We start from the raw sequence: 21,520 nt of genomic DNA, 5'->3' as shown, positions 1-21,520 counted from the left end.
CGAACGGCGGGCACCCCCTTTCAGGTGCCTGAAGAACCAAGTAGATGTATCCTCATGACGTGGAACATACCCAATATCCTGACGACCCTGCGTTTGCTCGCGGCGCCCATGGTTGCCGTGATCTTTTTGTTTTTCACCCGACCTTTTGCGGACATCTTTGCGGTGACCCTGTTTGTCGGGGCTGCGATCACCGATTGGTTTGACGGGTATCTGGCCCGCGCGTGGGGACAACAGACGCGGCTTGGGACCATGCTGGATCCGATTGCAGACAAGGCCATGGTTGTGATCGCGCTGATGGTCATCATCGGCTTTTCGTCCTGGTCACCCTGGCTGGTTTTGCCCGCAACTGTGATCCTGTTTCGCGAGGTTTTTGTGTCTGGATTACGAGAATTCCTGGGCGACACGGCAGGGACCTTGAAGGTGACGTCACTGGCAAAATGGAAAACGACATTTCAGATGGTCGCCATCGCGGTTCTGTTTTCACAAGGCGTATTCGAGCATTATTTTGGCATGTCGATCTGGGGCATGGACAGTGACATGGTCAGTGCAATCCTGAATGGGGATGAACCCGATCTGCATGGATTGTCCTGGAAACTGGCGGGGGCCGAATGGGCGGGGCGTATTGGCCTGTGGTTGTTATGGATCGCAGCCGCGCTTACCTTGATCACGGGTTTTGATTATTTCCGCAAGGCGATGCCCTATCTGAAAGGCTGATGGCGATGGATGTCCTTTATTTTGCATGGGTGCGTGAACGGATCGGTCTGCCGCGGGAAAAAGTGGACGCGGACGTGGCGACGGTCATGGATCTGGTCGAAGTCCTGCGTGCGCGGGAAGACCGCTATGACGCGGCATTTTCTGACCTGTCGGCATTGCGCGTCGCGGTGGATCAACAGTTGGCCGACTTTGATGCACCTTTGGCAGGCGTGCGCGAGGTTGCCTTCTTTCCTCCGATGACAGGTGGCTGACAGATGCGCATTGCCGTGCAGGAGGGCCCCTTTGATCTCGGGGCGGAAGCCGATGCTTTTGCCAGGGGGCGGTGCGTGTCTGGTGCCATCGTGACCTTTACCGGTGTGGTGCGCGATGTCGCCGGCGGGCTGAAGGCCATGGAGATCGAGCATTATCCCGGAATGACCGAAACGGCCCTGACCGAGATTGCCACAGAGGCTGAACGGCGCTGGGCGCTAGAGGATTGTCTAATCATCCATCGGCATGGCACTCTGGCGCCTGGCGAGATGATCATGATGGTGGCAACCGCTGCCCTGCATCGCAAGGATGCGTTCGAGGCGGCGGAGTATCTGATGGATTACCTGAAGTCGCGCGCGCCCTTCTGGAAGCGCGAGATCACGGGTGATGGGGCAGAGTGGGTGGCGTCACGAGATGAGGATGAAGCCGCGCTGACGCGCTGGTAAACCCGAACTCTGATATCGGTTTTCTGTGCAGGCCGATGGATATTTCATTCAACTGGCATGACGCACCTTGGCCCGAGTCCGGCCAAAAAGGCTTTCGAGATCCGGTCACACCGGATCATAGGCGTAAGGCGCACCCCGGTGCGCCATGGCGGAGGATGCCTCCGCCTTACGGGCCCTGCATCAACTGGCTTGAGGCCGATCCATTCTGGCGCGCAACTCTTCGGTTTCGTGCCGGGCGTCGCGCAGCCCATCCATGGCAGCGCGCAATTCCGCTTCTGTCTGGCTCAACTGGTTGGTCAGTTCCGCCTCGCGCTGCTGCAGGTATGTAATGGCCTGATCGCGGGTTTCTTCGGCCTCGTGCAGTTCTTGGCTCATCCGATCCAATTCCGCGACATCGCCGGCCGCCACACGCGTAAATCTGTGAACCAGCCAGTTCGCAAACCAGCCCAGACAAAACGCGATGAACAGAACAATCGCCGTTGCGATAATAAATTCAGTTCTGGTCATCACCTGTTCCTTCGGCTGGGCTGTCTTCCTGGGCGCCTGTATCGCCTGATCCGGAGATGGATTCCAGCGTTGTTTCCGACTGGGGTGGGGACGGTTCGGGACGAATCAGCTTGAATTCGATGCGCCGGTTGGCTTCGCGCCCGTCTTCGTCACTATTGTCGGCAATCGGAAACTCCTCGCCGTAGCCTTTGGCGGTGAAAGTAGACGTCAGCACGCGGCGCGCCCGTAGTTCGTTCAGAACGGACTGCGCGCGCGCCTGGCTGAGGTTCAGGTTCATCTCTTCGCGGCCCTGACTGTCGGTGTGCCCCTGGATCTCGAGCTTGAGATCGCCGCATATGCGCAGCACCTCGGCAATATCGTCCATCGTGCCGAGCGCCGTGGCGTCGATTGTGGCGCTGCCCGGCTCGAACGTAATCTTGGCGATGGCGACAATGGCTGCGATTTCGGCCTCGCATTCGTCTGGTGTGGGCAGTGCTGCGACGGGGTCGAGCTGTTCCAGATACGTCACCCGGATATCAAACTCTTCCGCTTCGCCGAGTTTGGAGGCGAGGAGCGACGCGATATTTGTGCTCGCCGTTGGCGCGCCTGTATTGCCGGAGACGACGACCATGTCGGGTGTGACCGTTACAAGCCCGTTCGACAATTCCGACAGGGCCTCCAGCCCGGTCAGAACCCGAAGCGGCCAGGAGGCAGGGAGGTCATCAACCACCCGCGCCGCCGTGTAGACATTGTCCGACCCAAACGCGGCGCGTGCATAGCTGTCTGCCAGGTTGCGCAGGTTTTCATCCGACAAGCGGCCGCGCAATTGCACCAGACCTTCCGGGCTGAGCGTTGCCACGAATTCCGGAGGGCCCTTATCCGGGTCTGCGGCTTTCGGCAGCTTGGCAAAGAGCGCGAACACCTCGGGCAAGCCGTTTTCCAACTCTCCGACGATCCGGTCAAAGTCGGACTGCGCCGTGCCTTCCGCAGCCACCAGCGTTACGTCGGCATCCGAGAATGTGACCGAGCCCTCACCCAATTGGGTCAGCGCGTCGATGGCCTGTTCCACGGCCTCGCTCCAGTTTGGGCTGGGCACGCCCATTCCGAGGGTGCAGTTGACTTGGCCCTCCAAACCGGCGCGCCGGGCGGCATTCAGGATGCGCGTGCGCGCTTCGATCGTATCGGCGGAACAGGAATCAAAATGTGTTTCGTCTTCGTTTCGCACCAGACGCAGGGTAAACGGCGTGATCACAGGCCGCGGGGCGGCAATGTCGAGCGTAACGCGCAACCCAGGCGGTGCTGCGTTGCTCAGCTCTTGCTCCAGTTCGGATTGTTCTTCGGCACTGTCGGTGATGGCGGTGATCGCGACGCGACCCGCCTGAACGGAGACTTTCGCGCGCGGAAGCCGGTTCATGGCAGTCAAGGCGAATCCCAACGCGTCTTCCCATCCCGTCGGGGCCGGATAATCGGCTGTTTCGATGAGTTCGGTGACGGGCGCGTCGCCGCTGATCGCCGTCACCCGGTTCAGGACTGCGGTCCGGTCGGTCGATGCCGGTATCAGGCCAATGATCGATACTCCGGCGTCGTTGCGCAGGATTTCCGCGGAAAAACGTGGCGCGGCGATCGCGGCGGTCGCCTTGATTTCCATCTCGTCGATGATCCGGGCCGCATCGACGATGCCGCCGGCAGTTGACAGAGCCGCAAAGCGGACCGCTTCCGTCGGCGCAACTCCGGCCAGGACGACCTGCAGCCCGTTGGCTTCGACTTCCGCCCAGGTCATGCCATTGTCGTCCAGCGCATTGCGCACCCCGATTTCCGAGTTGTCTTCGATCAATTCAACGGAAAAGCTGGCCGCCACCAGCGAAAGCACGGCAGCAGCAACGAAGGTGGCGGAAATGGTGAAAACGGATGACAAACGCATCTGTGGGCCTTTGTTTCGTGGCAATCGTCAGTTCTGTAATCCTTGCAGCGGTGTGTTTCAATCAAACGAGCAGGGCCAGACAGAAAAAGACAAGCGGTATCATGCCGGTGTCTCGGTTGGCCCGGAACAGTTGCAGGCACTTGGCCGGATCCTCGATATCGAGCCCGCGCAATTGCCAGGCCATGTGCCAGCCCATGGCCCACGGCCCCGCCAGTGCCAATACCATCGCCAGAACCGATGCGTTTGGCAGGGCGCTGAATATCACCGCGATGCCCATCAATCCGACGGTGGCCATCAGGAAACGCCGCAGCCAGGGCGCGGTGTTTGTTCCGAACAGGCGGGCGGTCGATTTCACCCCGATCAGCGCGTCGTCTTCGGTGTCCTGATGGGCATAGATCGTGTCGTAAAACAGGGTCCACGCGATGCCCGCCAGATAGAGGGCAACCGCCGGTGCCCCCAGCGTTCCGGTATGCGCCGTCCAAGCCAGCAACGCCCCCCAGTTGAAGGCGAGGCCCAAGAAGACCTGCGGCCACCACGTGAACCGCTTGGCAAAGGGATAGACCGCGACGGGCAGCAGCGCGAGAATACCCAGCAAAATCGCGTTGATGTGAAATGTCAGAAGAATCCCAAAGGCGATCAGGGCCTGCGCGCACATCCAGATCACCGCGCCACGCACGCTGACCTGACCCGATGGGATGGGGCGTGACCTTGTGCGCTCGACCTGGCCATCGATGTTGCGATCTGAAATGTCGTTCCAGGTACAACCGGCTCCGCGCATCAACCACGCCCCGGCGGCGCAACCTATGGCGATCCACGCATCGTGCCACGTCACAGTTTGGTCGTGGACCATCGCCAACGTCAGTCCCCACCAGCAGGGCAACAACAACAGCCACGTGCCGATAGGCCTGTCGGCGCGGCTCAGCCGCAGATAGGGCCGCGTGGCAGCGGGGGCGATTGTATCGACCCAGTTGCCTTTTACCGCATCAGCGACCTGCACATCTGGTGTGGGCTGTATGTTGGTCATATGTAGGTTCCATGAATGACGCAAAGATCCGCCTTTATGTAGAGCACCCCTTGGGGCAGGGGCAATCCGTCGTGCTGTCGCGGGAGCAGGCGCATTACCTCTTCGGGGTCATGCGACTGTCCGTCGGCGCGGCTGTGTTGCTGTTCAATGGGAGCGACGGCGAATGGCGCGCCGAAGTGGTCGAAGCGGGCAAGCGGAGCGGTGTTCTGACTTGTGTCACCAAAACCCGCGATGTGCATTTGCCCCCGGACCTCTGGCTGATGTTTGCGCCCATCAAGAAGGCCCGCACGGATTTCATCGTCGAAAAAGCGGCCGAGATGGGCGCGCGTCGCATTGTGCCCGTGCAAACGGAATTCACCAATGCAGGCCGGGTCCAGAGGGATCGTCTGCAGGCCCACGCGGTCGAGGCCGCGGAGCAGTGCGGCGGAACGTTCGTCCCCGAGGTGGCGGAGATGCAGCGGCTGGATCGTGCCTTGGCCACGCTGGGTGAGCGTCGGTTGCTGTTTTGTGACGAAGCGATGGTTGGGGCAGGGGCGGGCGACACGCCCGCCTTACGGGACAATCCCGGCCCTTGGGCGATTCTGATCGGGCCGGAGGGGGGCTTTTCCGAGCGCGAACGCGCCCGTTTGCACGGTCTGGATCAGGCCCATGCCGTCTCTCTTGGCCCACGGATTCTGCGTGCCGATACAGCGGCTGTCGCCGCTTTGACCCTGTGGCAGATGGCATTGGGGGATTGGACGTGAACAGGGGGGATTGCCGGACACTTCGAGCGGCCACCCCAGAGGATGCCTCCGCGATCGACACATTCCTCGCATCGCACGCTGCGACCTCGATGTTTCTGCGCGCGAATCTGGCCGCCCACGGGACCCACGATACTGTGTCACCACATGGGACGGCATTTTTCGTCGACGAAACAGGTTCGACGATCAGTGCGGTTTTTGGAATTACCAATTCCGGCTATGTGATGGCGCAGGCGCCAAAGGCACCTGTCGCGCTTTGGGCGGATTTTGCAGCTCGGATCACTGGCCGCCGGGTGCGTGGCATGACCGGTGTGCCAGAGCAGGTGGCGGCCTGTCTGACCGCATTGGGACTGTCCGAAGCGTCGTGGCAGGTCCATACAGACGAGCCGTTATATCATCTGGAGATTGGGCAGCTGATCTGTGGCCCCGTCGCCGTCCGCAAAGCTGTCGTCGAAGATTTGCCGATGCTGGAAAACTGGTTCAACGGCTATGAACAGGACGCAGGCCTTGCTCCGGTCGGCACGCCGCCGACAGAGGATGTGCTGGCTCGCGCCGCCCGCGCCATCGACAGCCCTGACGTCATGCTGTTGGATCATGAAGGTGATGCGGTGTCGATGGCCGGGATCAATGCGCGTTTGCCGGACATCGTTCAGATTGGCGGAGTCTATACCCCGGCCCCGCTGCGCGGTCGTGGATATGCGCGGCGTGCTCTTGCGGGGCTGTTGCGCGCCTGTGCGGCGCAGGGCGTGACGCAATCGGTGCTCTTTGCCAACAATGAACCTGCCGTGCGCGCCTATGAGGCGCTTGGCTATCGTTTGATCGGACAGTACCGTGTCAGTGTGTTGCAGACGCCCACGGTGATCGGAGAGACATCATGAGTTTTATCAGGCCCGAAGCCTCTGCCGCCGTCTGGCGCTGGCGCGAAGTATTGGTTGGCGTGGCACTCGCGGTGCTGGCGCTGTGGTGGCTGGCGGGGCCGCAGGGGTTGTTGGGCTGGATTGCGCCGGTGTTGCTGGTCGGAGCAGGTGCGTTGATCATGGTCGGATTGCAAAGGGGGCGGTTTCGCGGTGCTGGCAATGGCTTGGGGGCGGTGCAGGTCGACGAGGGCCAGGTGACCTATTTCGGCCCGCTGACGGGCGGCGCTGTGGCACTGCGCGAACTTTCGCGTCTCAAGTTGGATGGCAGCCTGCGTCCGGCGCATTGGATGCTGGAGCAGGTGGACGGCCCCGCACTCATGATTCCCGTCGATGCGGCCGGAGCAGATGCCCTGTTCGATGCCTTCGCGGCCCTGCCGGGTCTGCGCACCGAACGGATGCTGGCGCAATTGCAGGACACGCCCGACGTGGCGGTTGTCATCTGGGAACGTCCGCGCCCATCCTTGGTCGATATGGTGCCGCGCGGGTCTGCCTGAGCGCCGTATGAACTAAAGTGCACCTCTGGACCTGTGCAGCCGCGCACAGCGATGCCTGTCCGGACATCGGGACGGGCTGCATTGACACCCCGATCAAATCCCACCATCCCTACCCGCCTAAGGCCAATGCATACTGGAGCACCCCTATGTCTATTCCTCAGTCCGGCGGTGGGCCGATCGAACATCACGACCAATTGGCCCAGTATCTGGCCGACGGCTGTAAACCCAAGGCCGACTGGCGCATCGGGACCGAGCACGAAAAATTCGGCTATTGCCGCGACACGCTGAACCCGCTGCCGTTCGAAGGCGAACGCTCGATCGAGGCGGTTCTGGGGGCATTGCGGGATCGTCACAACTGGACCGAGGTGCGCGAAGGCGGCAAGCTGACGGGCTTGGAAAAAGACGGTGCAAACGTGTCGCTTGAGCCGGGCGGAGCGCTGGAATTGTCCGGTGCGCCTTTGGAAACCATCCATGAGACCTGCGATGAAGTGAACCAGCACCTGCGCGAAGTCATGGACATCGCCAACGAGATCGGTGTCGGCTTCATCGGTCTGGGTGCGGCTCCGATCTGGACACACGAGGAAATGCCCTTGATGCCCAAGGGCCGCTACAAATTGATGGATGCCTATATGGGCAAGGTCGGCACGATGGGCCGCACCATGATGCGCCGCACCTGCACCGTGCAGGTGAACCTTGATTTCGGGTCCGAGGCGGACATGGTGCAAAAGATGCGAGTGGCGATTGCGTTGCAGCCCGTGGCGACGGCGCTCTTTGCGAATTCCCCGTTTTTCGAGAACAAGATCAACGGTCACAAATCCTGGCGCAGCCGGGTGTGGCGCGACCTTGATCCCGACCGGACGGGCATGATCCCGTTCATTTTCGACGAAGGCTTCGGCTTTGAGGCTTGGGTGCAATATGCGCTTGATGTGCCGATGTATTTTGTTTACCGCGATGGCAAGTATATCGATGCGCTGGGCATGTCGTTTCGTGATTTCCTGAAAGGCAAGCTGCCCGCGCTGCCGGGCGAGACGCCGACGCTGAGCGACTGGGCCGATCATCTCACCACCGCCTTTCCCGAGGCGCGAATGAAGAAATATATCGAAATGCGCGGGGCCGATGGGGGGCCTTGGCGGCGTTTGTGCGCCTTGCCCGCGTTCTGGGTTGGCCTGATGTATGACCAGACGGCGCTGGATGCGGCGTGGGATCTGGTCAAGGGGTTCACGGCCGATCAGCGCGAGGCGCTGCGGGTGGCGGCCTCGGTTGACGGATTGCAGGCCAAGGTTGCGGGCATCAACATGCACGATCTGGCCCGCGAAGCTGTCGCGATCAGTCAGGCGGGGCTTGAGGCCCGCGCACGGCCCGGCGCGGGTGGTCTGGTGCCGAATGAGACCCATTTCCTGAATGCCCTGCACGAAAGCATCGAGACCGGAAAAGTGCCCGCCGATGAGCTTTTGGAGCATTACCACGGCGATTGGAACGGCGATATATCGCGGGTGTTTGCCGACTATTCCTACTGAGGTCACGCCCCCCTCAGCTCGCGGCGGGGGGGGCAGATGGCTGCAAAAAGGGCGAGGTTACTCCGGCTGTAAGGCCATGACAAACGCAGTGACTTTGGCCGCAGACATTTCACAGGGTTTCAACCGGTCCCCTGACGCCAGATCATACCAGTTGAGGCTGATATAGTCGGTGCCGCCCAACTCTTCGGCCACCAGTTTCACCGATTTGCCCGCGGAAAATGCTGATTTCGTGACGACATAGCGTCGCCCGAATGCGGTGCCGGTAAAGGTGCCCATGGGCAAGGCGGCCAGGGCCGTGGCAAAGCCGGTCACTGGGACTTCTTGCCGATCCGGGGTTCGGTGCCCGCACGGATGCGGGCGATATTCCCCCGGTGCCGCCAAAAGATCAGCAAGGTCAGGATGACACCCAGAACCAAGGCCTGCGGCAAGCCGAGAAAGGCCATGAAAAATGTCGAGGAGGCAGCAGCGACAAGCGCGCCCATGGACGAGATCCGGCTGACCCCGGCCCCCACAACCCACGCCGCACAACACGCGGCGCCGACCGGCAGGCTGAGCGCCAGCATCAACCCGAGAAAGGTGGCGACCCCCTTGCCGCCGTTGAATTTCAGCCAGACCGGATAGCAATGCCCGAACATCGCGGCAAGGCCTGCGATTTGGGCGGCGTCTTCTGCCCCTGTCAGGCCCCAGGCCAGCAGAAACGCGGCGGCCCCTTTGCCTGCATCCAGCAACAGCGTCAGCGCAGCGGCGGTCTTGTTGCCGGTGCGCAGGACGTTGGTTGCGCCGATGTTGCCCGACCCGACTTCGCGCAGGTTGCCAAGGTTCATGACTTTTGCCAGCACCATCCCGAAAGGAATGGACCCGAGCAGATATCCGATCACGGCCCAGAGGGCCAGGACGGAGAAAGACGATTCAAGTAAGGGCATCAGGACCTTTGATAAACGGGCGCGCCAGCGACATATGTCGCGATGACCTTACCCTGCATACGAGCCCCGTCAAAGGGCGTGTTGCGCGACTTGGAATGGAGCATCGTGCGATCCATGACAAACGGGGCATGCGGGTCAAACACCACCAGATCGGCCGGCGCGCCGATGGCCAGCCGCCCGGAGGGCAGCCCCAGCCTCTTGGCCGGGTTCAGCGACATCGCCCGCCACAGCGTCGGCAGATCGATGGAGCCTGCATGGAAGAGTTGCATCGCGGCGGGCAACAGCGTCTCCAGTGCCACGGCACCGCTGGCGGCGGCCTCGAAGGGCAAGCGCTTGCTTTCTTCGTCCTGGGGGGTGTGCATCGAACTGATCACGTCGATCAGGCCGGTCTGGACGGCCTCGGCGATGGCAAGGCGATCTTCTTCATCGCGCAGTGGTGGCTTGAGCTTGAAGAAGGTTCGGTAGTCGGCCACGTCCAGCGCATTGAGCGTCAGGTGGTGAATCGATGTGCCTGCCGTGATGTCGAACCCGTTCTGCTTGGCCCGTTCCAGCGGTGGCAGGGCGCGGGCGGCGGTGATCTGGTCGGCGTGATAGCGGGCACCGGTCATTTCGATCATCGCGATGTCACGATCAAGGCCCATACGCTCGGCCATGGGCGACACGGCGGGCAATCCGCGCAGCGATGCAAATTTCCCGGATGTTGCCGCAGCACCTGCGCTGAGGCCCGGATCCTGAGGGTGGCCCAGCACGAGCGCACCGAGCGACCTGGCGTAGGCCAGCGCGCGGCCAAGTACCTTGCTATCGGTGACCACGTGGTCACAATCGGTGAAGGCGACAGCACCTGCATCCAGCAGAAACCCGATCTCGGTCATTTCACGCCCTTGCCGCCCTTTGGTCAGCGCGGCCATGGGCAGGACGTTGACGGGAGCGGCTTCGCGGGCGCGGCGGATGACGAATTCCAGCGTTTCGGGGTTGTCGATGGCCGGATCCGTGTCGGGGCGCGTCACCATGGTGGTCACCCCGCCAGCGGCTGCCGCCAGACCGGCCGTGCCAAAGCTTTCCTTGTGCCGCTCCCCCGGCTCACAGACTTTGACGCCGATATCGACGATGCCGGGGGCGAGGTGCTTGCGGTTGCAATCAATCGTCTCGCGCGCCGCGGGCAGGGGGCTGTCATCGGTGATGATGGCCGCGATCTTGCCGTCCCTGACGGCCAGTGCACCGAAGGTCACGCCACCTGCCTCGGGGTCGATCAGCTTGGCGTTGGTCAAGAGTATGTCCATCATGCCGCGATCCAGATGATCAGCGCGGTCAGGGCAAACATGACAATCAGCGCGATGGTTGCGATGCGCCCGGACATGGCGGCGTCCGAGGGGCGCTTCTTTACGGTTTCAGGGGGCGCGGTGAAGGGTTTTGCCGCGTCCGCCCTGACGGTTTCGGTGGCGGTCCAGTCTGTCATTGCCTCGCCGTAGGTTCCGATCAGGGTCAGGGCAGGGGCGGGCGTCAACGTGGTGGCGGTGTTTCGGAACGCACTCGAATAAACAATCAGAACCCAGCCGCCCAAAGCGTCGAGCTTGTCGAGCTTGCCGCGATCGGGCGCCAGTTGATCGGTGGACACCGCATTGCCGTCGCGCAGGAACCCTGCGAGGCCGACCCCTTCGAGATTGGAAAGCGGAAAGACATCCACATATTCGGTATCCACGTCCGCACCGAGCATCTTTTGCAGCGCTGCGGCGTCGCCTTGCAGATTTTTGGCTTCGGAGTCTGTCAGGGACAGAGAAAAGAGCCGGATTCGGCCGACCTCGTGGGCCGGGATATCAATCGGGGCGCTCATGCCGCCCCTCGCACGGTGCGCAGATTGCGCGCCAGCAGATCCATGGCCGCCATGCGCACGGCCACGCCCATCTCCACCTGATCCTGAATGACGGAGCGATTGATGTCGTCGGCCAGTGTTCCGTCAATCTCCACGCCGCGGTTCATTGGGCCGGGGTGCATGACGATGGCATCCGGTTTGGCGTGCGCCAGTTTGTCCGCGTCGAGGCCGAAGCGGTGATAATACTCCCGTTCGGACGGGATAAAGCCGCCATCCATCCGCTCGCGTTGCAGCCGCAGCATCATTACGACGTCCACGTCGTCGAGACCTTTTTGCATGTTGTCATAAACCTCGACACCAAATTCATTGATTCCGGCAGGCATCAGGGTCGGAGGGCCGATCAGACGAATCCGGTTTTCCATTTTCCCCAGCAGGATGATGTTGGAGCGTGCCACGCGACTGTGGGCGATATCGCCACAGATTGCGATGTTGAGCCGGTGCAACCGCCCCTTGGCGCGCCGGATGGTCAACGCGTCGAGCAAGGCCTGCGTTGGGTGTTCGTGCCGCCCGTCGCCCGCATTCAGGACGGCGCAGTTCACTTTTTGCGCCAACAGGTCCACGGCACCCGAATGCGGATGCCGCACCACCAGAAGATCGGGGTGCATTGCGTTCAGCGTCATGGCGGTGTCGATCAGCGTTTCGCCCTTGGTGATCGAACTGGCCTGCATCGCCATGTTCATCACGTCCGCACCGAGCCGCTTGCCTGCCAACTCAAAGCTGGCTTGCGTGCGGGTCGAGTTTTCGAAAAACATGTTGATCTGTGTCAGCCCGGCCAGTGCGGCCCCGTGCTTTTCCGCAGCGCGGTTCAGGGTCACATAGTCATCGGCCAGATCCAGCAGGGTCACGATTTCTTCGGGCCGCAGATGTTCGATCCCGAGGAGGTGGCGGTGGGTAAAGGTCATGGCAATCCCTTGGCGCGTTCAGGTGCTTATAAGCGTGCAGGCAGGCGCGCGGCAAGCGGGCGGGCCTCAGTATCTGGGAAACATTGACGTGAGGATTTGCAAAAGTTCGATGGGGCGTTCCTGTTCCGGTTCCGGAGCGATAGAGTCTGAGTAATGGAATCGGTGAACTATCATAACGCGGCGGCGATGCTGGCCTGGCAGATTGAGCTGGGCGCGGATGAGTGTATCGGTGATGTACCCGTCAATCGCTATGACGTCCCGCCGCCCGCACCCAAACCCGCGATTGCGCGTATCGTTCAGACGGCCGAACCGGAGATGCCAAGCGAGATTGATCCGGTCGCGGCTGCGCGGGCGGCTGCGGCCTCGGCCAGTGATCTGGACGGGTTGCGCGCAGCCCTCGGGGCGTTCGAGCATTGCGAGTTGAAGCGCGGTGCGCGCAATCTGGTCTTTGCCGACGGCGTGCCCGGCGCGCGTGTGATGATCGTTGGCGAAGCGCCCGGGCGCGATGAAGATCGCGAGGGGCGCCCCTTTGTCGGCCCTGCCGGTCAGTTGCTCGACAAGATGCTGGCGGCCATCGATCTGAGCCGCGAAACATCGGTCTATATCACCAATGTCCTGCCCTGGCGCCCACCGCAGAACCGTGATCCAAAGCCTGAAGAGGTCGCGATGATGCAGCCTTTCCTAGATCGTCATATCGCCTTGGCCAATCCGGATGTTCTGGTCATCATGGGCAATCACAGCTGTCAGGCCCTGCTTGGCAAGCGCGGCATCACCCGTTTGCGCGGCGATTGGGTCGAGGCGCAGGGCAAACCAGCGTTGCCCATGTTTCATCCGGCCTATCTGTTGCGCACGCCACTGGCAAAACGTGAAGCCTGGGCCGATTTGCTCAGCCTCAAGGCGCGGTTACGCGATGGTTGATCCGGTTTTGTCACTGGCCTGTGTTCCGCGCTTGGTCATGTCAGAAGCGAGGGCCGTTTCGGTCGGCGACAGCTTTGCGTTGGACCGGCGATCGGTCTTTTTTCTTGCGGGCCTCGCTGCCCGTCTTGCGATTATGGAGCGGGCATGAACCGGATTGACGAGACCAAGGACTTCATCGCCATTCGCATAGCCGTTCTGACGGTGAGCGACACGCGGTCGCTGGGCGAGGACCGATCGGGCGATGTGCTGGTCGGCCGGATTGCGGACGCCGGACATGTCCTCGTGGACCGCAAGATTTTGCCCGACGAACGCGCACAAATCGCGGAGCAACTGCGGATCTGGTGCGATGACCCGCAGATCGACGTGGTCATCTCAACCGGTGGCACGGGCCTGACGGGCCGTGATGTGACGGTCGAGGCGCACCGGGATGTCTACGAAAAGGAAATCGACGCCTTCGGCACCATTTTCACCATCGTTTCGATGCAAAAGATCGGTACGAGTGCGGTGCAAAGCCGGGCAACCGGGGGCGTGCGCAACGGCACCTACCTCTTTGCTTTGCCGGGCAGTCCCGGCGCGTGCAAGGACGCATGGGATGAGATTCTGGGCCGACAGCTGGATTATCGTCACCGTCCCTGCAATTTTGTTGAAATATTGCCCCGGCTTGATGAACATCAACGACGGAAATAACGTGCTGGCGCGTAACATGTTCGTGCATACGTATTTTGTGGCTGCGGTCTACGTTATATTTTAACCGGGACGCGGCGGGTAAAGGCTTAAATAAATGCGATTTTTGAGGCAAAGTCTGATCGGACTCGTGCTGGCGGCTCTGAGCCTCGGGCTTTTGGCCTATGCGGCACAGCTTGTGGGCGGTGCGGTGCAGGAATACATGGCCCGCGAAACCAAGGCCCCACCTGCGCGCGAGCGTGTCTTTGCCGTTGGCGTGGTGCGTGCCGTGTCGGGGACGGAAAACCCCATTCTCGAGAGCTTTGGCGAGGTCAAGAGCCGTCGGACCCTTGAGTTGCGCGCCGCAACAGGTGGGCGCGTGGTCACGCTTTCGGATGCGTTCGAAGATGGCGGGGCCGTACAAGCCGGATCTGAGTTGATACGGATCGACCCTGCAGACGCGCAAGCCGATTTTGAGCGCGCCGAGGCGGATATGTTGGATGCCGAGGCGGAAGTACGGGATGCCGAGCGCAGTATTGCGCTGGCCCGAGACGAAGAGGCGGCAGCGCAGGAACAAGCGGACCTGCGTCAGCGTGTCTATGAGCGGCAGGTCAACCTGGCTGAGCGCGGCGTCGGAACGGCCGCCAATACGGAAACGGCTGAGTTGGCGGCATCAGCGGCGCGTCAGGCCGTGTTGTCCCGTCGCCAGGCCGTATCCCAGGCAGAGGCGCGTATGGATCAGACCCAGACGCGTTTGGCCCGTGCCCGCATTGCGCTGCGAGAGGCGGAAAAGGAATTGGTCGATACGACCCTGATTGCACCGTTTGATGGAACGTTGAGTGACACGAATGTGGTGCAGGGCCGCCTTGTTTCCGCCAATGAAAAACTGGCTGTATTGATCGATCCGGACATGTTGGAAGTGTCGTTCCGGGTTTCTACGGCCCAGTACGCGCGATTGCTGGACGATGCGGGCGCGTTGGTGCCTGCCTCCGTAACCGCCACGCTGGATGTGTCCGGGATCGACCTGACCGCCACGGGTATCATCAGCCGCGCGAGCGTGGCCGTGGGCGAAGGGCAGACCGGACGGCTTGTCTTTGCCCGCCTGGATCAATCCGTGGGGTTCAAGCCGGGCGACTTCGTCACCGTAAATGTGCAGGAGCCGCCATTGGACGAGGTCGTGCGCTTGCCGGCCGCGGCTTTGGATTCGTCCAACACGGTTTTGGTATTGGGCGAAGATGACAGGTTGGAAGCCATCGCAGTGACGCTTGTGCGCCGTCAGGGCGATGATGTTCTGGTGCGCGGTGCCGGTTTGGCGGGGCGCGAAGTGGTCGAAGCCCGCTCGCCCTTGCTGGGGGTCGGCATCGCCGTTCGCCCCCTGCGTCCGGACGTTGCCGAAGTCCCGGCCGAGCCCGAGATGCTTGAGCTGAGCGCCGAACGTCGTGCCAAGCTTGTCGCCTTTGTCGAAGCCAATCAACGGATGCCCGAAGAAGCCAAGGCCCGCGTTCTGGCCAGTTTGAGCGAAACGCGTGTTCCAGCGCAGATGGTTGCCCGTCTGGAAGGGCGGATGGGAGGCTGATTTGGTACGCGGGATTCCAAAGGCCGCTGGCGGCATCATAAGCTATTTCGTCCGGCACAGGACAGTTGCGAACCTGCTGTTGGTCTTGTTGGTGGTGGCGGGTGCCGTCGCGATCCCGAACATGCGCGCCCAGTTCTTTCCCGATGTGATCGTGGACAATGTATCCGTCTCCGTCAGTTGGGATGGGGCTGGGGCCGAGGATATCGACGCAGCCGTTGTTCAGGTGTTGGAGCCGGGCTTGCTGGCAGTGGAAGGCGTCGAGACTTCGTCTGCTTTGTCCAGCGAAGGCTCTGCCCGGATCACGCTGGAGTTCGAACCCGGCTGGGACATGAGCCGGGCCGCGGACGACGTGCAAACTGCGGTTGATCAGGTCACGGGCCTGCCCGAAGACATAGACGATCCGACCGTGCGTCGCGGCGCATGGCGGGACCGCGTCACGGATGTGGTGATCACCGGCCCGGTGGATCCAAAGCAACTGGGTCTTTTCGCCGACGAATTTGTCATGCGCCTCTTTGCCGAGGGCGTTACGCGCACCACGATCCAGGGGGTCGCGGCCCCGCAAACGCTGATCGAAGTGCCATCGCTGAGCCTGATCGCCAATGACGTGACCATGTCCGACATAGCAGACGCCATCGCGGCCGAGGTCGACGCAAGTCCGGCAGGTGATGTGACCGGGGCCAATGCCCGCGTGCGCACGGGCACGGAAAAACGCACGCCCGAAGAGATCGGGGGCATCGTTCTGAGGTCCAATCCGGATGGATCGAAATTGCGGGTGCGGGATGTGGCCACCGTCACGTTGCTGGGGAGCAATCGCAACCGCAGCTATTACGTGGGCGATAATCCGGCGGTATCGATCCGCGTGGACCGTTCGAACCAGGGGGACGCACTGGCGATTCAGGCGACCGTGGAAGAGGTCGCGGCGGCATTGAACGCAACCTTGCCGCCCGCCGTTTCCATCGAATTGATCCGCACGCGCGCCGAGGCGATTTCGGGCCGTTTGGACATTCTGATCGACAATGGCCTGCTGGGCCTTGGGTTGGTTGTGGGGCTGCTGTTCCTGTTTCTGAATGCGCGGACTGCGTTTTGGGTGGCGGCGGGTATTCCTGTTGCGATGTCCGCCGCAATTGCGCTGATGTATGTGGGCGGCCTCACGATCAACATGATCTCGCTCTTCGGGTTGATCATAACGCTGGGTATCGTCGTGGATGATGCGATTGTTGTCGGGGAGCATGCGGATTTCAGATACCGCACCCTTGGCGAGGGGCCGATGACCGCATCCGAGAATGCAGCCCGACGCATGGCGTTGCCGGTTTTTGCCGCGATGCTCACCACGGTGATCGCGTTCTTTGGCCTGCTCATCATCGGGGGCCGGTTTGGGACGCTGATCAAGGACATTCCCTTTACTGTCATTTTCGTTCTGATCGCCTCTCTGGTTGAGTGCTTTTTGATTCTGCCGCACCACATGGCGCACGCACTGGCTGCCGGCGGCAAAGCCCGGTTCAGCCGCTTCAAGCTTGCTGTCGCTGTGGTATCCCTTGTCGTGTTGAGCGCGGGCCTGACGGGTGGTCTGTCCTTTTTGATCTGGCCCGATGCGTTGAACAGCTGGGCGGCGGCGGTGCCCTATCTGGCAGCAGGCCCGACCTTGATGGCGATCATATTCCTGCTCAGTCCGCGCGCGCGGAAGATGCACTGGGTGGCCCAGATGGGAAACCAGGGCCTGGATACGCCATCCGCGATCGTCAATCTCGGCTTTGAATGGATGCGTGAACATCTGTTTCGCCCTTTCATCGCCGGCGTCATCATATGTCGTTATGCGGTCCTTGCCGGGGTGTGTGTCATACTGGCCAGTCAGGTGACCTTGCTCATCCGGGGCGACGTGCAATGGCGGTTCTTCAACGCGCCTGAACGTGGTTCCGTCACTGGCAACTTCGCGATGGCCGAAGGGGCCACACGTGCCGATACGCTGGCCATGATGCGCGAAATGCAACGCGCGACCAAAGCGCTGGGCGCGGAGTTCGAGCAGGAGCACGGGCGCAACCCGATTGACTACGTGATCGCAGAAATCGGTGGCAATGCAGGGCGCGGTCTGGCCGGAACGGACAGCAAGGACGAGGACCTGTTGGGCGGGATTTCGATCGAACTGATCGACGCCGATTTGCGCCCCTATTCGTCTTTTGCATTCGTGGCAGCCTTGCAGGACGCCGTTGTCCACCACCCGATGGTCGAAACGGTCAGCTTTCGCGGTTGGCGTTCGGGCCCGGGTGGTGATGCGCTTGATGTCGAGTTCTTTGGTGCGGATACGGATACCCTCAAGGAGGCATCCGAAGACCTGAAACGGGCGCTGTTGCAATTCCCCGAAGTCAGCGCGGTTCAGGATAATCTGGCCTATGACAAGGAAGAGTTGATTCTGGACCTGACGGCGCAGGGTCAGGCACTGGGCTTTACCATCGATACGCTGGGCCGGGCTTTGCGCAATCGCCTGAACGGCATCGAAGCGGCGACCTATCCCGACGGCGCGCGCAGCGCGGAGATCCGTGTCGAGTTGCCGGCGGGCGAATTGACAGCCGATTTCCTGGATCGCACCCAGATGCGGACGCCTGCGGGAGCCTACGTGCCGCTGGCCGATATCGTCAGCGTCGAGCGGCGTACTGGCTTTTCGACGGTGCGTCGGGAAAACGGTATCCGCCTCATTACCGTCAGCGGTGATATTTCCGAGGACGATCCCGCCCGTGCCACAGAGATCAACCAGATTCTTGCGGACGATATTCTGCCGACCATCGCGACGGAACGTCAGGTCGATTATTTTCAGGCTGGTCTGAGTGAGGATGAAAACGAGTTTCTGGCCGACGCTTTGAACGGTCTCATCCTTGTACTCACCGGTATCTATCTGGTGTTGTCATGGGTGTTTTCCAGCTGGACGCGGCCCATTGTGGTAATGCTGATCATCCCGTTTGGGTTGGTGGGAACGATTTATGGTCATGCACTGTGGGATGTGCCCCTGAGCATGTTCACCGTTGTCGGCTTGTTGGGCATGACGGGGATCATCATCAACGATTCCATCGTGCTTGTGACGACAATTGACGACTACGCAGAGACCCGCGGGCTTATTCCGTCGATCATTGATGGCACGTCCGATCGTTTGCGCCCCGTCATGCTGACCACGCTGACGACGGTCTTGGGGATGGCACCACTGCTGTACGAGCAATCGCAGCAGGCGCAGTTCCTCAAACCGACGGTCATCACGTTGGTTTATGGGCTGGGCTTTGGGATGTTGCTGGTGTTGCTTGTGGTGCCGTCTCTGGTTGCGGTGCAACACGACCTTGCCCGTCAGATCGCGGCGATGCGCCGTGGGCTGTCTGCGCCTGCGGCTGCCGTGCGCTGGGGCTTTGTCGGCTTGTGGGCGTTGGTGGCGATGTGGTTCGCTGCCACCTTGGGACATGCAATGGTCACCGGCGTGTTGCCTGTCGCCATCCAACAGGCCGTTCCGGCTTTTGCATCAACGGCGGCCATGCCTGCGGCTTTGGCGCTCTTTTCTGCCGGTGTGCTGGCGATCGGGCTTGTGGCCTATATCGTGGCGGCCCTGGGCTTTCAGATCACAAGGCTGAGGGCGCCCTGACATGCGCAGTCGCATGGTGCGCCCTTGGGCATGCAAGGAGATGTCTTGGATGTTGGCCTAGCCGGCTGAGCAGCCCTTGATGTCTACCGCGTAGTCACCGCCCAGGATCGTAATCCGAACACCGGAGCGGTCGACCGCAAAAGCACCGCCATTGATATGCACCATTTCGCTGATGGCGGTGAGGGTATCCCCCGCCCGCGAGGTCTGTGCCTCACTGATCCAGAGCCCGTCTGTCGTGGTCTCTATCACAGCGACTTCGGGCCCGCCGGTATAGGGCAGTGTTATCTGCGCCTTGATCTCCATCCCATCGGCGGTAGGCCGCAGTCGGCATGTGGCGGCGCGCACGCCCGCTTCGTCCTGCGCATAGGGCGCGTTCGCCAGGGCGGCGACGATGGCCGGAGTGGGAGTCAAGTCCGGGGTATCAAGCATCGTGTCGATCTTGATTTCATGGGGCATGCAGACATCCGCACACACTCCGAGCGACATCTTGGTCCGGAGTCGGATGGGCTGGCCCGGTTTGGACGGGGTCAGATAGACCGGAATGACGACTTTGTCCTTGTAGCCGATGGATTGCATGCCGTTATCCATAAAGACCTTGGGCGTGGGCCAACTGATGGCCACCTGCGACAGGTTGCGCGCACGGCTCCAGTCGAAATGGGGCGGGATACCGGCATCGCCCGGCGCGCGCCAATAGGTTTTCCAGCCGGGATCGAGGGTCAGTTGCACAGCGGCAAGGCGTCGCCCGTCCGGCAAGTCCCAGCCCTGCAAGACATCGGCCCGAATTGGATCATCGAAAGGATCTTTGGCATCCACAGGCGGGGCCAAGGCCAAGGTCGCGGCAAGCCCGAGGGCGATTACGGCTAGGATGTGCTTTGTCATGCTCCCTAAATGAACGCGTCGGCTTTGAAATCCAAGTCACGATATGGTCACCTGCCTGTGTGTCCGCTTCCACCTGCGGCGACACGATCCCTTGTCCTCGATGCGCAGTGCGGGCATCCTAGGGGTGTGATGAACGGATATGAACCGCATGGCTGACGACGATCTTGATGACCTCACCGGTGCGTTGCTCGTCGCTATGCCGGGCATGGGCGATCCGCGCTTTGACAGGGCGGTGATCTTTCTGTGTGCCCACTCAGACGATGGCGCAATGGGGTTGATCGTGAACAAACCTGTGCCGGACATGGCGCTGGGTGATCTTTTGCACCAGCTTGATCTTCGCGCCGATGGACCGGCCCACACCGCCCCCGTTCATTTCGGTGGCCCGGTCGAAAGTGGCCGCGGCTTTGTCCTGCATTCGACGGATTACCAGTCCGGCCTGAAAACCCTGAACGTTGCAAATCAGTTCGGCATGACCGCAACCATTGATGTGCTGGAGGCCATTGCCAAAGGGCAGGGACCCGAACGTGCCAAAGTCATGTTGGGCTATGCCGGTTGGGGGCCGGGGCAATTGGAGAACGAGATTGCCCATAACGGATGGCTGACGGGTGCCGCATCCCCGGATCTGGTTTTTGGCGCGCAGGATGACACAACATGGACCGATGCGGTGAAATCCATGGGGATTGATCCGCTGGGGCTTTCTGGCACTGCCGGGCGCGCCTAGGTCAGCGGGGCGCCGCGGCGCGTCTCAGCCGATCATTGATGGCGCGACCAAGCCCGACGTCCGGGATCGGGGCCACGGCGATGGGACGTTTCATTGCGTCAAGCTTGTGCAAATGCCCGAACAGGTTGGCCGCCGCTTCCGTCAGATCTCCGGTGATTGACAGGTTCAAATCCGACGGCATGGGGCCAAACCCCAACAGGGCTTCACCGGGATGGGCGGCGTTCGCATTCAGACGCACAGTGGCTTTAGGCGCGTAATGGGACGCCAATTGTCCGGGCGCTGTGATGCCTTCGCCCGCTGGGGCCAAAGGGCCAACCAACGTTTCAATGCGTTCCACAGACAAGCCACCGGGACGCAGGAGCGCGAGGGGCGACCCGCCGACGATGGTGGATTCCAGTCCCACATCACAGCGCCCACCGTCAAGAATTGCGTCCACTTTGCCGGTCAGCCCGGCGGCGACATGAGCAGCCGTCGTCGGACTGATCTGGCCTGATGGATTGGCCGAGGGGGCCGCGATGGGCAGATCACAGGTACGTAACAGGCGTTGCGCTACGGGATGCGCGGGGACACGCAGCGCAATCGTTTCAAGGCCCGCCGAAACCAGCGGGGCAATTCCGTGCCCCGGGCGCAGAGGCAGAACCAGCGTGAGCGGGCCGGGCCAGAACGCGGCCGCCAGACGCAAGGCCATGTCATCAAAGACGGCGATGTTTCGGGCGGCGGCAAGGTCCGCCACATGCACGATCAGCGGGTTGAAGCTGGGTCGGCCCTTGGCCGCAAAGACGCGTGCGACGGCTGTGTCATGCGTCGCGTCCGCCCCGAGGCCATAGACGGTTTCTGTCGGGAAGGCGACCAGCCCGCCTTTGGCCAGCACCCCGGCGGCCGTGGCAAATCCGTCGCCATCGGCGGCCAGGGTCATTGTCTGCAGGTTGGTCATGTCTGCCTTT

At 61.7% G+C, this 21,520-nt stretch carries 23 protein-coding genes; 13 read left to right on the top strand and 10 right to left on the bottom strand.

Annotated elements, in window-relative coordinates:
• The first annotated feature begins 54 nt into the window (after positions 1-54).
• Genes pgsA through LC354_RS09485 form a run of 3 tightly spaced genes read left to right on the top strand, consistent with a single transcriptional unit; the run spans position 55 to position 1,409 of the window.
• Positions 55-714, top strand: a complete 660-nt coding sequence (gene pgsA, locus LC354_RS09495; protein WP_223423250.1) for a CDP-diacylglycerol--glycerol-3-phosphate 3-phosphatidyltransferase — start codon at positions 55-57, stop codon at positions 712-714.
• A gap of 5 nt (positions 715-719) precedes the next feature.
• The gene (moaD, locus tag LC354_RS09490) at positions 720-965 is read left to right on the top strand and encodes a molybdopterin converting factor subunit 1 (protein WP_223423248.1); all 246 of its coding nucleotides are present in this window, start codon (positions 720-722) and stop codon (positions 963-965) included.
• A 3-nt stretch (positions 966-968) separates the two neighbouring features.
• Positions 969-1,409: a molybdenum cofactor biosynthesis protein MoaE gene (locus LC354_RS09485; RefSeq protein ID WP_223423246.1), complete on the top strand. Its 441-nt coding sequence runs from the start codon at positions 969-971 to the stop codon at positions 1,407-1,409.
• A gap of 180 nt (positions 1,410-1,589) precedes the next feature.
• On the opposite strand, the gene LC354_RS09480 is transcribed toward LC354_RS09485, so the two are convergent.
• The 3 genes from LC354_RS09480 to ubiA form a co-directional block, all read right to left on the bottom strand.
• Positions 1,590-1,916 (bottom strand): hypothetical protein, encoded by a 327-nt coding sequence (locus LC354_RS09480; RefSeq protein ID WP_223423245.1) that lies wholly within the window; start codon positions 1,914-1,916, stop codon positions 1,590-1,592.
• Positions 1,903-3,816: an OmpA family protein gene (locus LC354_RS09475; RefSeq protein ID WP_223423243.1), complete on the bottom strand. Its 1,914-nt coding sequence runs from the start codon at positions 3,814-3,816 to the stop codon at positions 1,903-1,905. The genes LC354_RS09480 and LC354_RS09475 overlap by 14 nt, the downstream gene beginning before the upstream one ends.
• Positions 3,817-3,877: 61 nt before the next feature.
• On the bottom strand, positions 3,878-4,840 hold the full coding sequence (gene ubiA / locus LC354_RS09470; RefSeq protein WP_223423241.1) for a 4-hydroxybenzoate octaprenyltransferase: 963 nt from the start codon (positions 4,838-4,840) through the stop codon (positions 3,878-3,880).
• A gap of 11 nt (positions 4,841-4,851) precedes the next feature.
• On the opposite strand from ubiA, the gene LC354_RS09465 reads away from it, so the two are divergent.
• The 4 genes from LC354_RS09465 to LC354_RS09450 all read left to right on the top strand — a co-directional run bounded on the left by LC354_RS09465 (position 4,852) and on the right by LC354_RS09450 (position 8,508).
• Entirely contained in the window at positions 4,852-5,583 is a 732-nt protein-coding gene (locus tag LC354_RS09465; protein ID WP_223423239.1) for a 16S rRNA (uracil(1498)-N(3))-methyltransferase, read from the top strand.
• Positions 5,584-5,672: 89 nt separating this feature from the next.
• Positions 5,673-6,458, top strand: coding sequence for a GNAT family N-acetyltransferase (locus tag LC354_RS09460; RefSeq protein WP_223423237.1), 786 nt, complete (start codon positions 5,673-5,675; stop codon positions 6,456-6,458).
• Entirely contained in the window at positions 6,455-6,991 is a 537-nt protein-coding gene (locus LC354_RS09455) for a hypothetical protein (RefSeq protein WP_223423235.1), read from the top strand. The genes LC354_RS09460 and LC354_RS09455 overlap by 4 nt, the downstream gene beginning before the upstream one ends.
• 146 nt (positions 6,992-7,137) lie before the next feature.
• On the top strand, positions 7,138-8,508 hold the full coding sequence (locus LC354_RS09450; protein WP_223423233.1) for a glutamate--cysteine ligase: 1,371 nt from the start codon (positions 7,138-7,140) through the stop codon (positions 8,506-8,508).
• Between the two features lie 57 nt (positions 8,509-8,565).
• Here the strand turns inward: LC354_RS09450 and LC354_RS09445 are convergent, their stop codons facing one another.
• From LC354_RS09445 to LC354_RS09425, 5 genes are read right to left on the bottom strand one after another with little or no spacing between them, the layout of a single operon-like run.
• Positions 8,566-8,784 carry a hypothetical protein gene (locus tag LC354_RS09445; protein ID WP_223423278.1) on the bottom strand — a complete coding sequence of 73 codons (219 nt, stop codon included), beginning with the start codon at positions 8,782-8,784 and terminating at the stop codon, positions 8,566-8,568.
• Positions 8,785-8,816: 32 nt separating this feature from the next.
• Positions 8,817-9,431, bottom strand: a complete 615-nt coding sequence (gene plsY / locus LC354_RS09440; protein WP_223423231.1) for a glycerol-3-phosphate 1-O-acyltransferase PlsY — start codon at positions 9,429-9,431, stop codon at positions 8,817-8,819.
• Positions 9,431-10,711, bottom strand: a complete 1,281-nt coding sequence (pyrC, locus tag LC354_RS09435) for a dihydroorotase (protein ID WP_223423276.1) — start codon at positions 10,709-10,711, stop codon at positions 9,431-9,433. Before pyrC ends, plsY begins: the two co-directional genes overlap by 1 nt.
• Positions 10,711-11,262 (bottom strand): hypothetical protein, encoded by a 552-nt coding sequence (locus LC354_RS09430; protein WP_223423230.1) that lies wholly within the window; start codon positions 11,260-11,262, stop codon positions 10,711-10,713. Before LC354_RS09430 ends, pyrC begins: the two co-directional genes overlap by 1 nt.
• Complete coding sequence (locus tag LC354_RS09425; RefSeq protein ID WP_223423228.1) at positions 11,259-12,203, bottom strand: aspartate carbamoyltransferase catalytic subunit; 945 nt, start codon at positions 12,201-12,203, stop codon at positions 11,259-11,261. Before LC354_RS09425 ends, LC354_RS09430 begins: the two co-directional genes overlap by 4 nt.
• Positions 12,204-12,356: 153 nt before the next feature.
• On the opposite strand from LC354_RS09425, the gene LC354_RS09420 reads away from it, so the two are divergent.
• From LC354_RS09420 to LC354_RS09400, 5 genes are all read left to right on the top strand, one after another.
• The gene (locus LC354_RS09420; RefSeq protein ID WP_223423226.1) at positions 12,357-13,121 is read left to right on the top strand and encodes a uracil-DNA glycosylase; all 765 of its coding nucleotides are present in this window, start codon (positions 12,357-12,359) and stop codon (positions 13,119-13,121) included.
• A complete protein-coding gene (locus LC354_RS09415) occupies positions 13,114-13,269 on the top strand; it encodes a hypothetical protein (RefSeq protein ID WP_223423224.1) in 156 nt (51 codons plus the stop codon). The genes LC354_RS09420 and LC354_RS09415 overlap by 8 nt, the downstream gene beginning before the upstream one ends.
• Entirely contained in the window at positions 13,266-13,808 is a 543-nt protein-coding gene (gene moaB, locus LC354_RS09410) for a molybdenum cofactor biosynthesis protein B (protein ID WP_223423222.1), read from the top strand. The genes LC354_RS09415 and moaB overlap by 4 nt, the downstream gene beginning before the upstream one ends.
• Positions 13,809-13,902: 94 nt before the next feature.
• Positions 13,903-15,360: an efflux RND transporter periplasmic adaptor subunit gene (locus tag LC354_RS09405; protein WP_223423220.1), complete on the top strand. Its 1,458-nt coding sequence runs from the start codon at positions 13,903-13,905 to the stop codon at positions 15,358-15,360.
• 1 nt (position 15,361) lies between these two features.
• Complete coding sequence (locus tag LC354_RS09400) at positions 15,362-18,976, top strand: efflux RND transporter permease subunit (protein WP_263289372.1); 3,615 nt, start codon at positions 15,362-15,364, stop codon at positions 18,974-18,976.
• Positions 18,977-19,033: 57 nt separating this feature from the next.
• Here LC354_RS09400 and LC354_RS09395 read toward each other — a convergent pair whose 3' ends face one another.
• Positions 19,034-19,855: a protein-disulfide reductase DsbD domain-containing protein gene (locus LC354_RS09395; protein ID WP_223423216.1), complete on the bottom strand. Its 822-nt coding sequence runs from the start codon at positions 19,853-19,855 to the stop codon at positions 19,034-19,036.
• 148 nt (positions 19,856-20,003) lie between these two features.
• On the opposite strand from LC354_RS09395, the gene LC354_RS09390 reads away from it, so the two are divergent.
• Positions 20,004-20,576 carry a YqgE/AlgH family protein gene (locus LC354_RS09390; protein WP_223423215.1) on the top strand — a complete coding sequence of 191 codons (573 nt, stop codon included), beginning with the start codon at positions 20,004-20,006 and terminating at the stop codon, positions 20,574-20,576.
• 1 nt (position 20,577) lies between these two features.
• Here LC354_RS09390 and LC354_RS09385 read toward each other — a convergent pair whose 3' ends face one another.
• On the bottom strand, positions 20,578-21,510 hold the full coding sequence (locus LC354_RS09385; RefSeq protein WP_223423213.1) for an L-threonylcarbamoyladenylate synthase: 933 nt from the start codon (positions 21,508-21,510) through the stop codon (positions 20,578-20,580).
• Between the last annotated feature and the right edge of the window lie 10 nt (positions 21,511-21,520).

Source organism: Tateyamaria pelophila, assembly GCF_019966495.1.
Taxonomy (GTDB): Bacteria; Pseudomonadota; Alphaproteobacteria; order Rhodobacterales; family Rhodobacteraceae; genus Tateyamaria; species Tateyamaria pelophila.
Note: the sequence above shows the minus strand (reverse complement) of the source record. Positions and strands in the feature narration are given on the sequence as shown.

Coding starts and splice junctions, on each gene's coding strand:
- LC354_RS09475 (WP_223423243.1), bottom strand. CDS start 3,816: ATGCGTTTGTCATCCGTTTTCACCATTTCCGCCACCTTCGTTGCTGCT.
- moaD (WP_223423248.1), top strand. CDS start 720: ATGGATGTCCTTTATTTTGCATGGGTGCGTGAACGGATCGGTCTGCCG.
- LC354_RS09445 (WP_223423278.1), bottom strand. CDS start 8,784: ATGGGCACCTTTACCGGCACCGCATTCGGGCGACGCTATGTCGTCACG.
- LC354_RS09460 (WP_223423237.1), top strand. CDS start 5,673: ATGTTTCTGCGCGCGAATCTGGCCGCCCACGGGACCCACGATACTGTG.
- LC354_RS09465 (WP_223423239.1), top strand. CDS start 4,852: ATGAATGACGCAAAGATCCGCCTTTATGTAGAGCACCCCTTGGGGCAG.
- LC354_RS09425 (WP_223423228.1), bottom strand. CDS start 12,203: ATGACCTTTACCCACCGCCACCTCCTCGGGATCGAACATCTGCGGCCC.
- LC354_RS09405 (WP_223423220.1), top strand. CDS start 13,903: ATGCGATTTTTGAGGCAAAGTCTGATCGGACTCGTGCTGGCGGCTCTG.
- LC354_RS09480 (WP_223423245.1), bottom strand. CDS start 1,916: ATGACCAGAACTGAATTTATTATCGCAACGGCGATTGTTCTGTTCATC.
- pyrC (WP_223423276.1), bottom strand. CDS start 10,711: ATGGACATACTCTTGACCAACGCCAAGCTGATCGACCCCGAGGCAGGT.
- LC354_RS09395 (WP_223423216.1), bottom strand. CDS start 19,855: ATGACAAAGCACATCCTAGCCGTAATCGCCCTCGGGCTTGCCGCGACC.
- LC354_RS09390 (WP_223423215.1), top strand. CDS start 20,004: ATGGCTGACGACGATCTTGATGACCTCACCGGTGCGTTGCTCGTCGCT.
- ubiA (WP_223423241.1), bottom strand. CDS start 4,840: ATGACCAACATACAGCCCACACCAGATGTGCAGGTCGCTGATGCGGTA.
- LC354_RS09420 (WP_223423226.1), top strand. CDS start 12,357: ATGGAATCGGTGAACTATCATAACGCGGCGGCGATGCTGGCCTGGCAG.
- LC354_RS09430 (WP_223423230.1), bottom strand. CDS start 11,262: ATGAGCGCCCCGATTGATATCCCGGCCCACGAGGTCGGCCGAATCCGG.
- LC354_RS09385 (WP_223423213.1), bottom strand. CDS start 21,510: ATGACCAACCTGCAGACAATGACCCTGGCCGCCGATGGCGACGGATTT.
- LC354_RS09415 (WP_223423224.1), top strand. CDS start 13,114: ATGGTTGATCCGGTTTTGTCACTGGCCTGTGTTCCGCGCTTGGTCATG.
- moaB (WP_223423222.1), top strand. CDS start 13,266: ATGAACCGGATTGACGAGACCAAGGACTTCATCGCCATTCGCATAGCC.
- plsY (WP_223423231.1), bottom strand. CDS start 9,431: ATGCCCTTACTTGAATCGTCTTTCTCCGTCCTGGCCCTCTGGGCCGTG.
- LC354_RS09455 (WP_223423235.1), top strand. CDS start 6,455: ATGAGTTTTATCAGGCCCGAAGCCTCTGCCGCCGTCTGGCGCTGGCGC.
- LC354_RS09450 (WP_223423233.1), top strand. CDS start 7,138: ATGTCTATTCCTCAGTCCGGCGGTGGGCCGATCGAACATCACGACCAA.
- LC354_RS09485 (WP_223423246.1), top strand. CDS start 969: ATGCGCATTGCCGTGCAGGAGGGCCCCTTTGATCTCGGGGCGGAAGCC.
- pgsA (WP_223423250.1), top strand. CDS start 55: ATGACGTGGAACATACCCAATATCCTGACGACCCTGCGTTTGCTCGCG.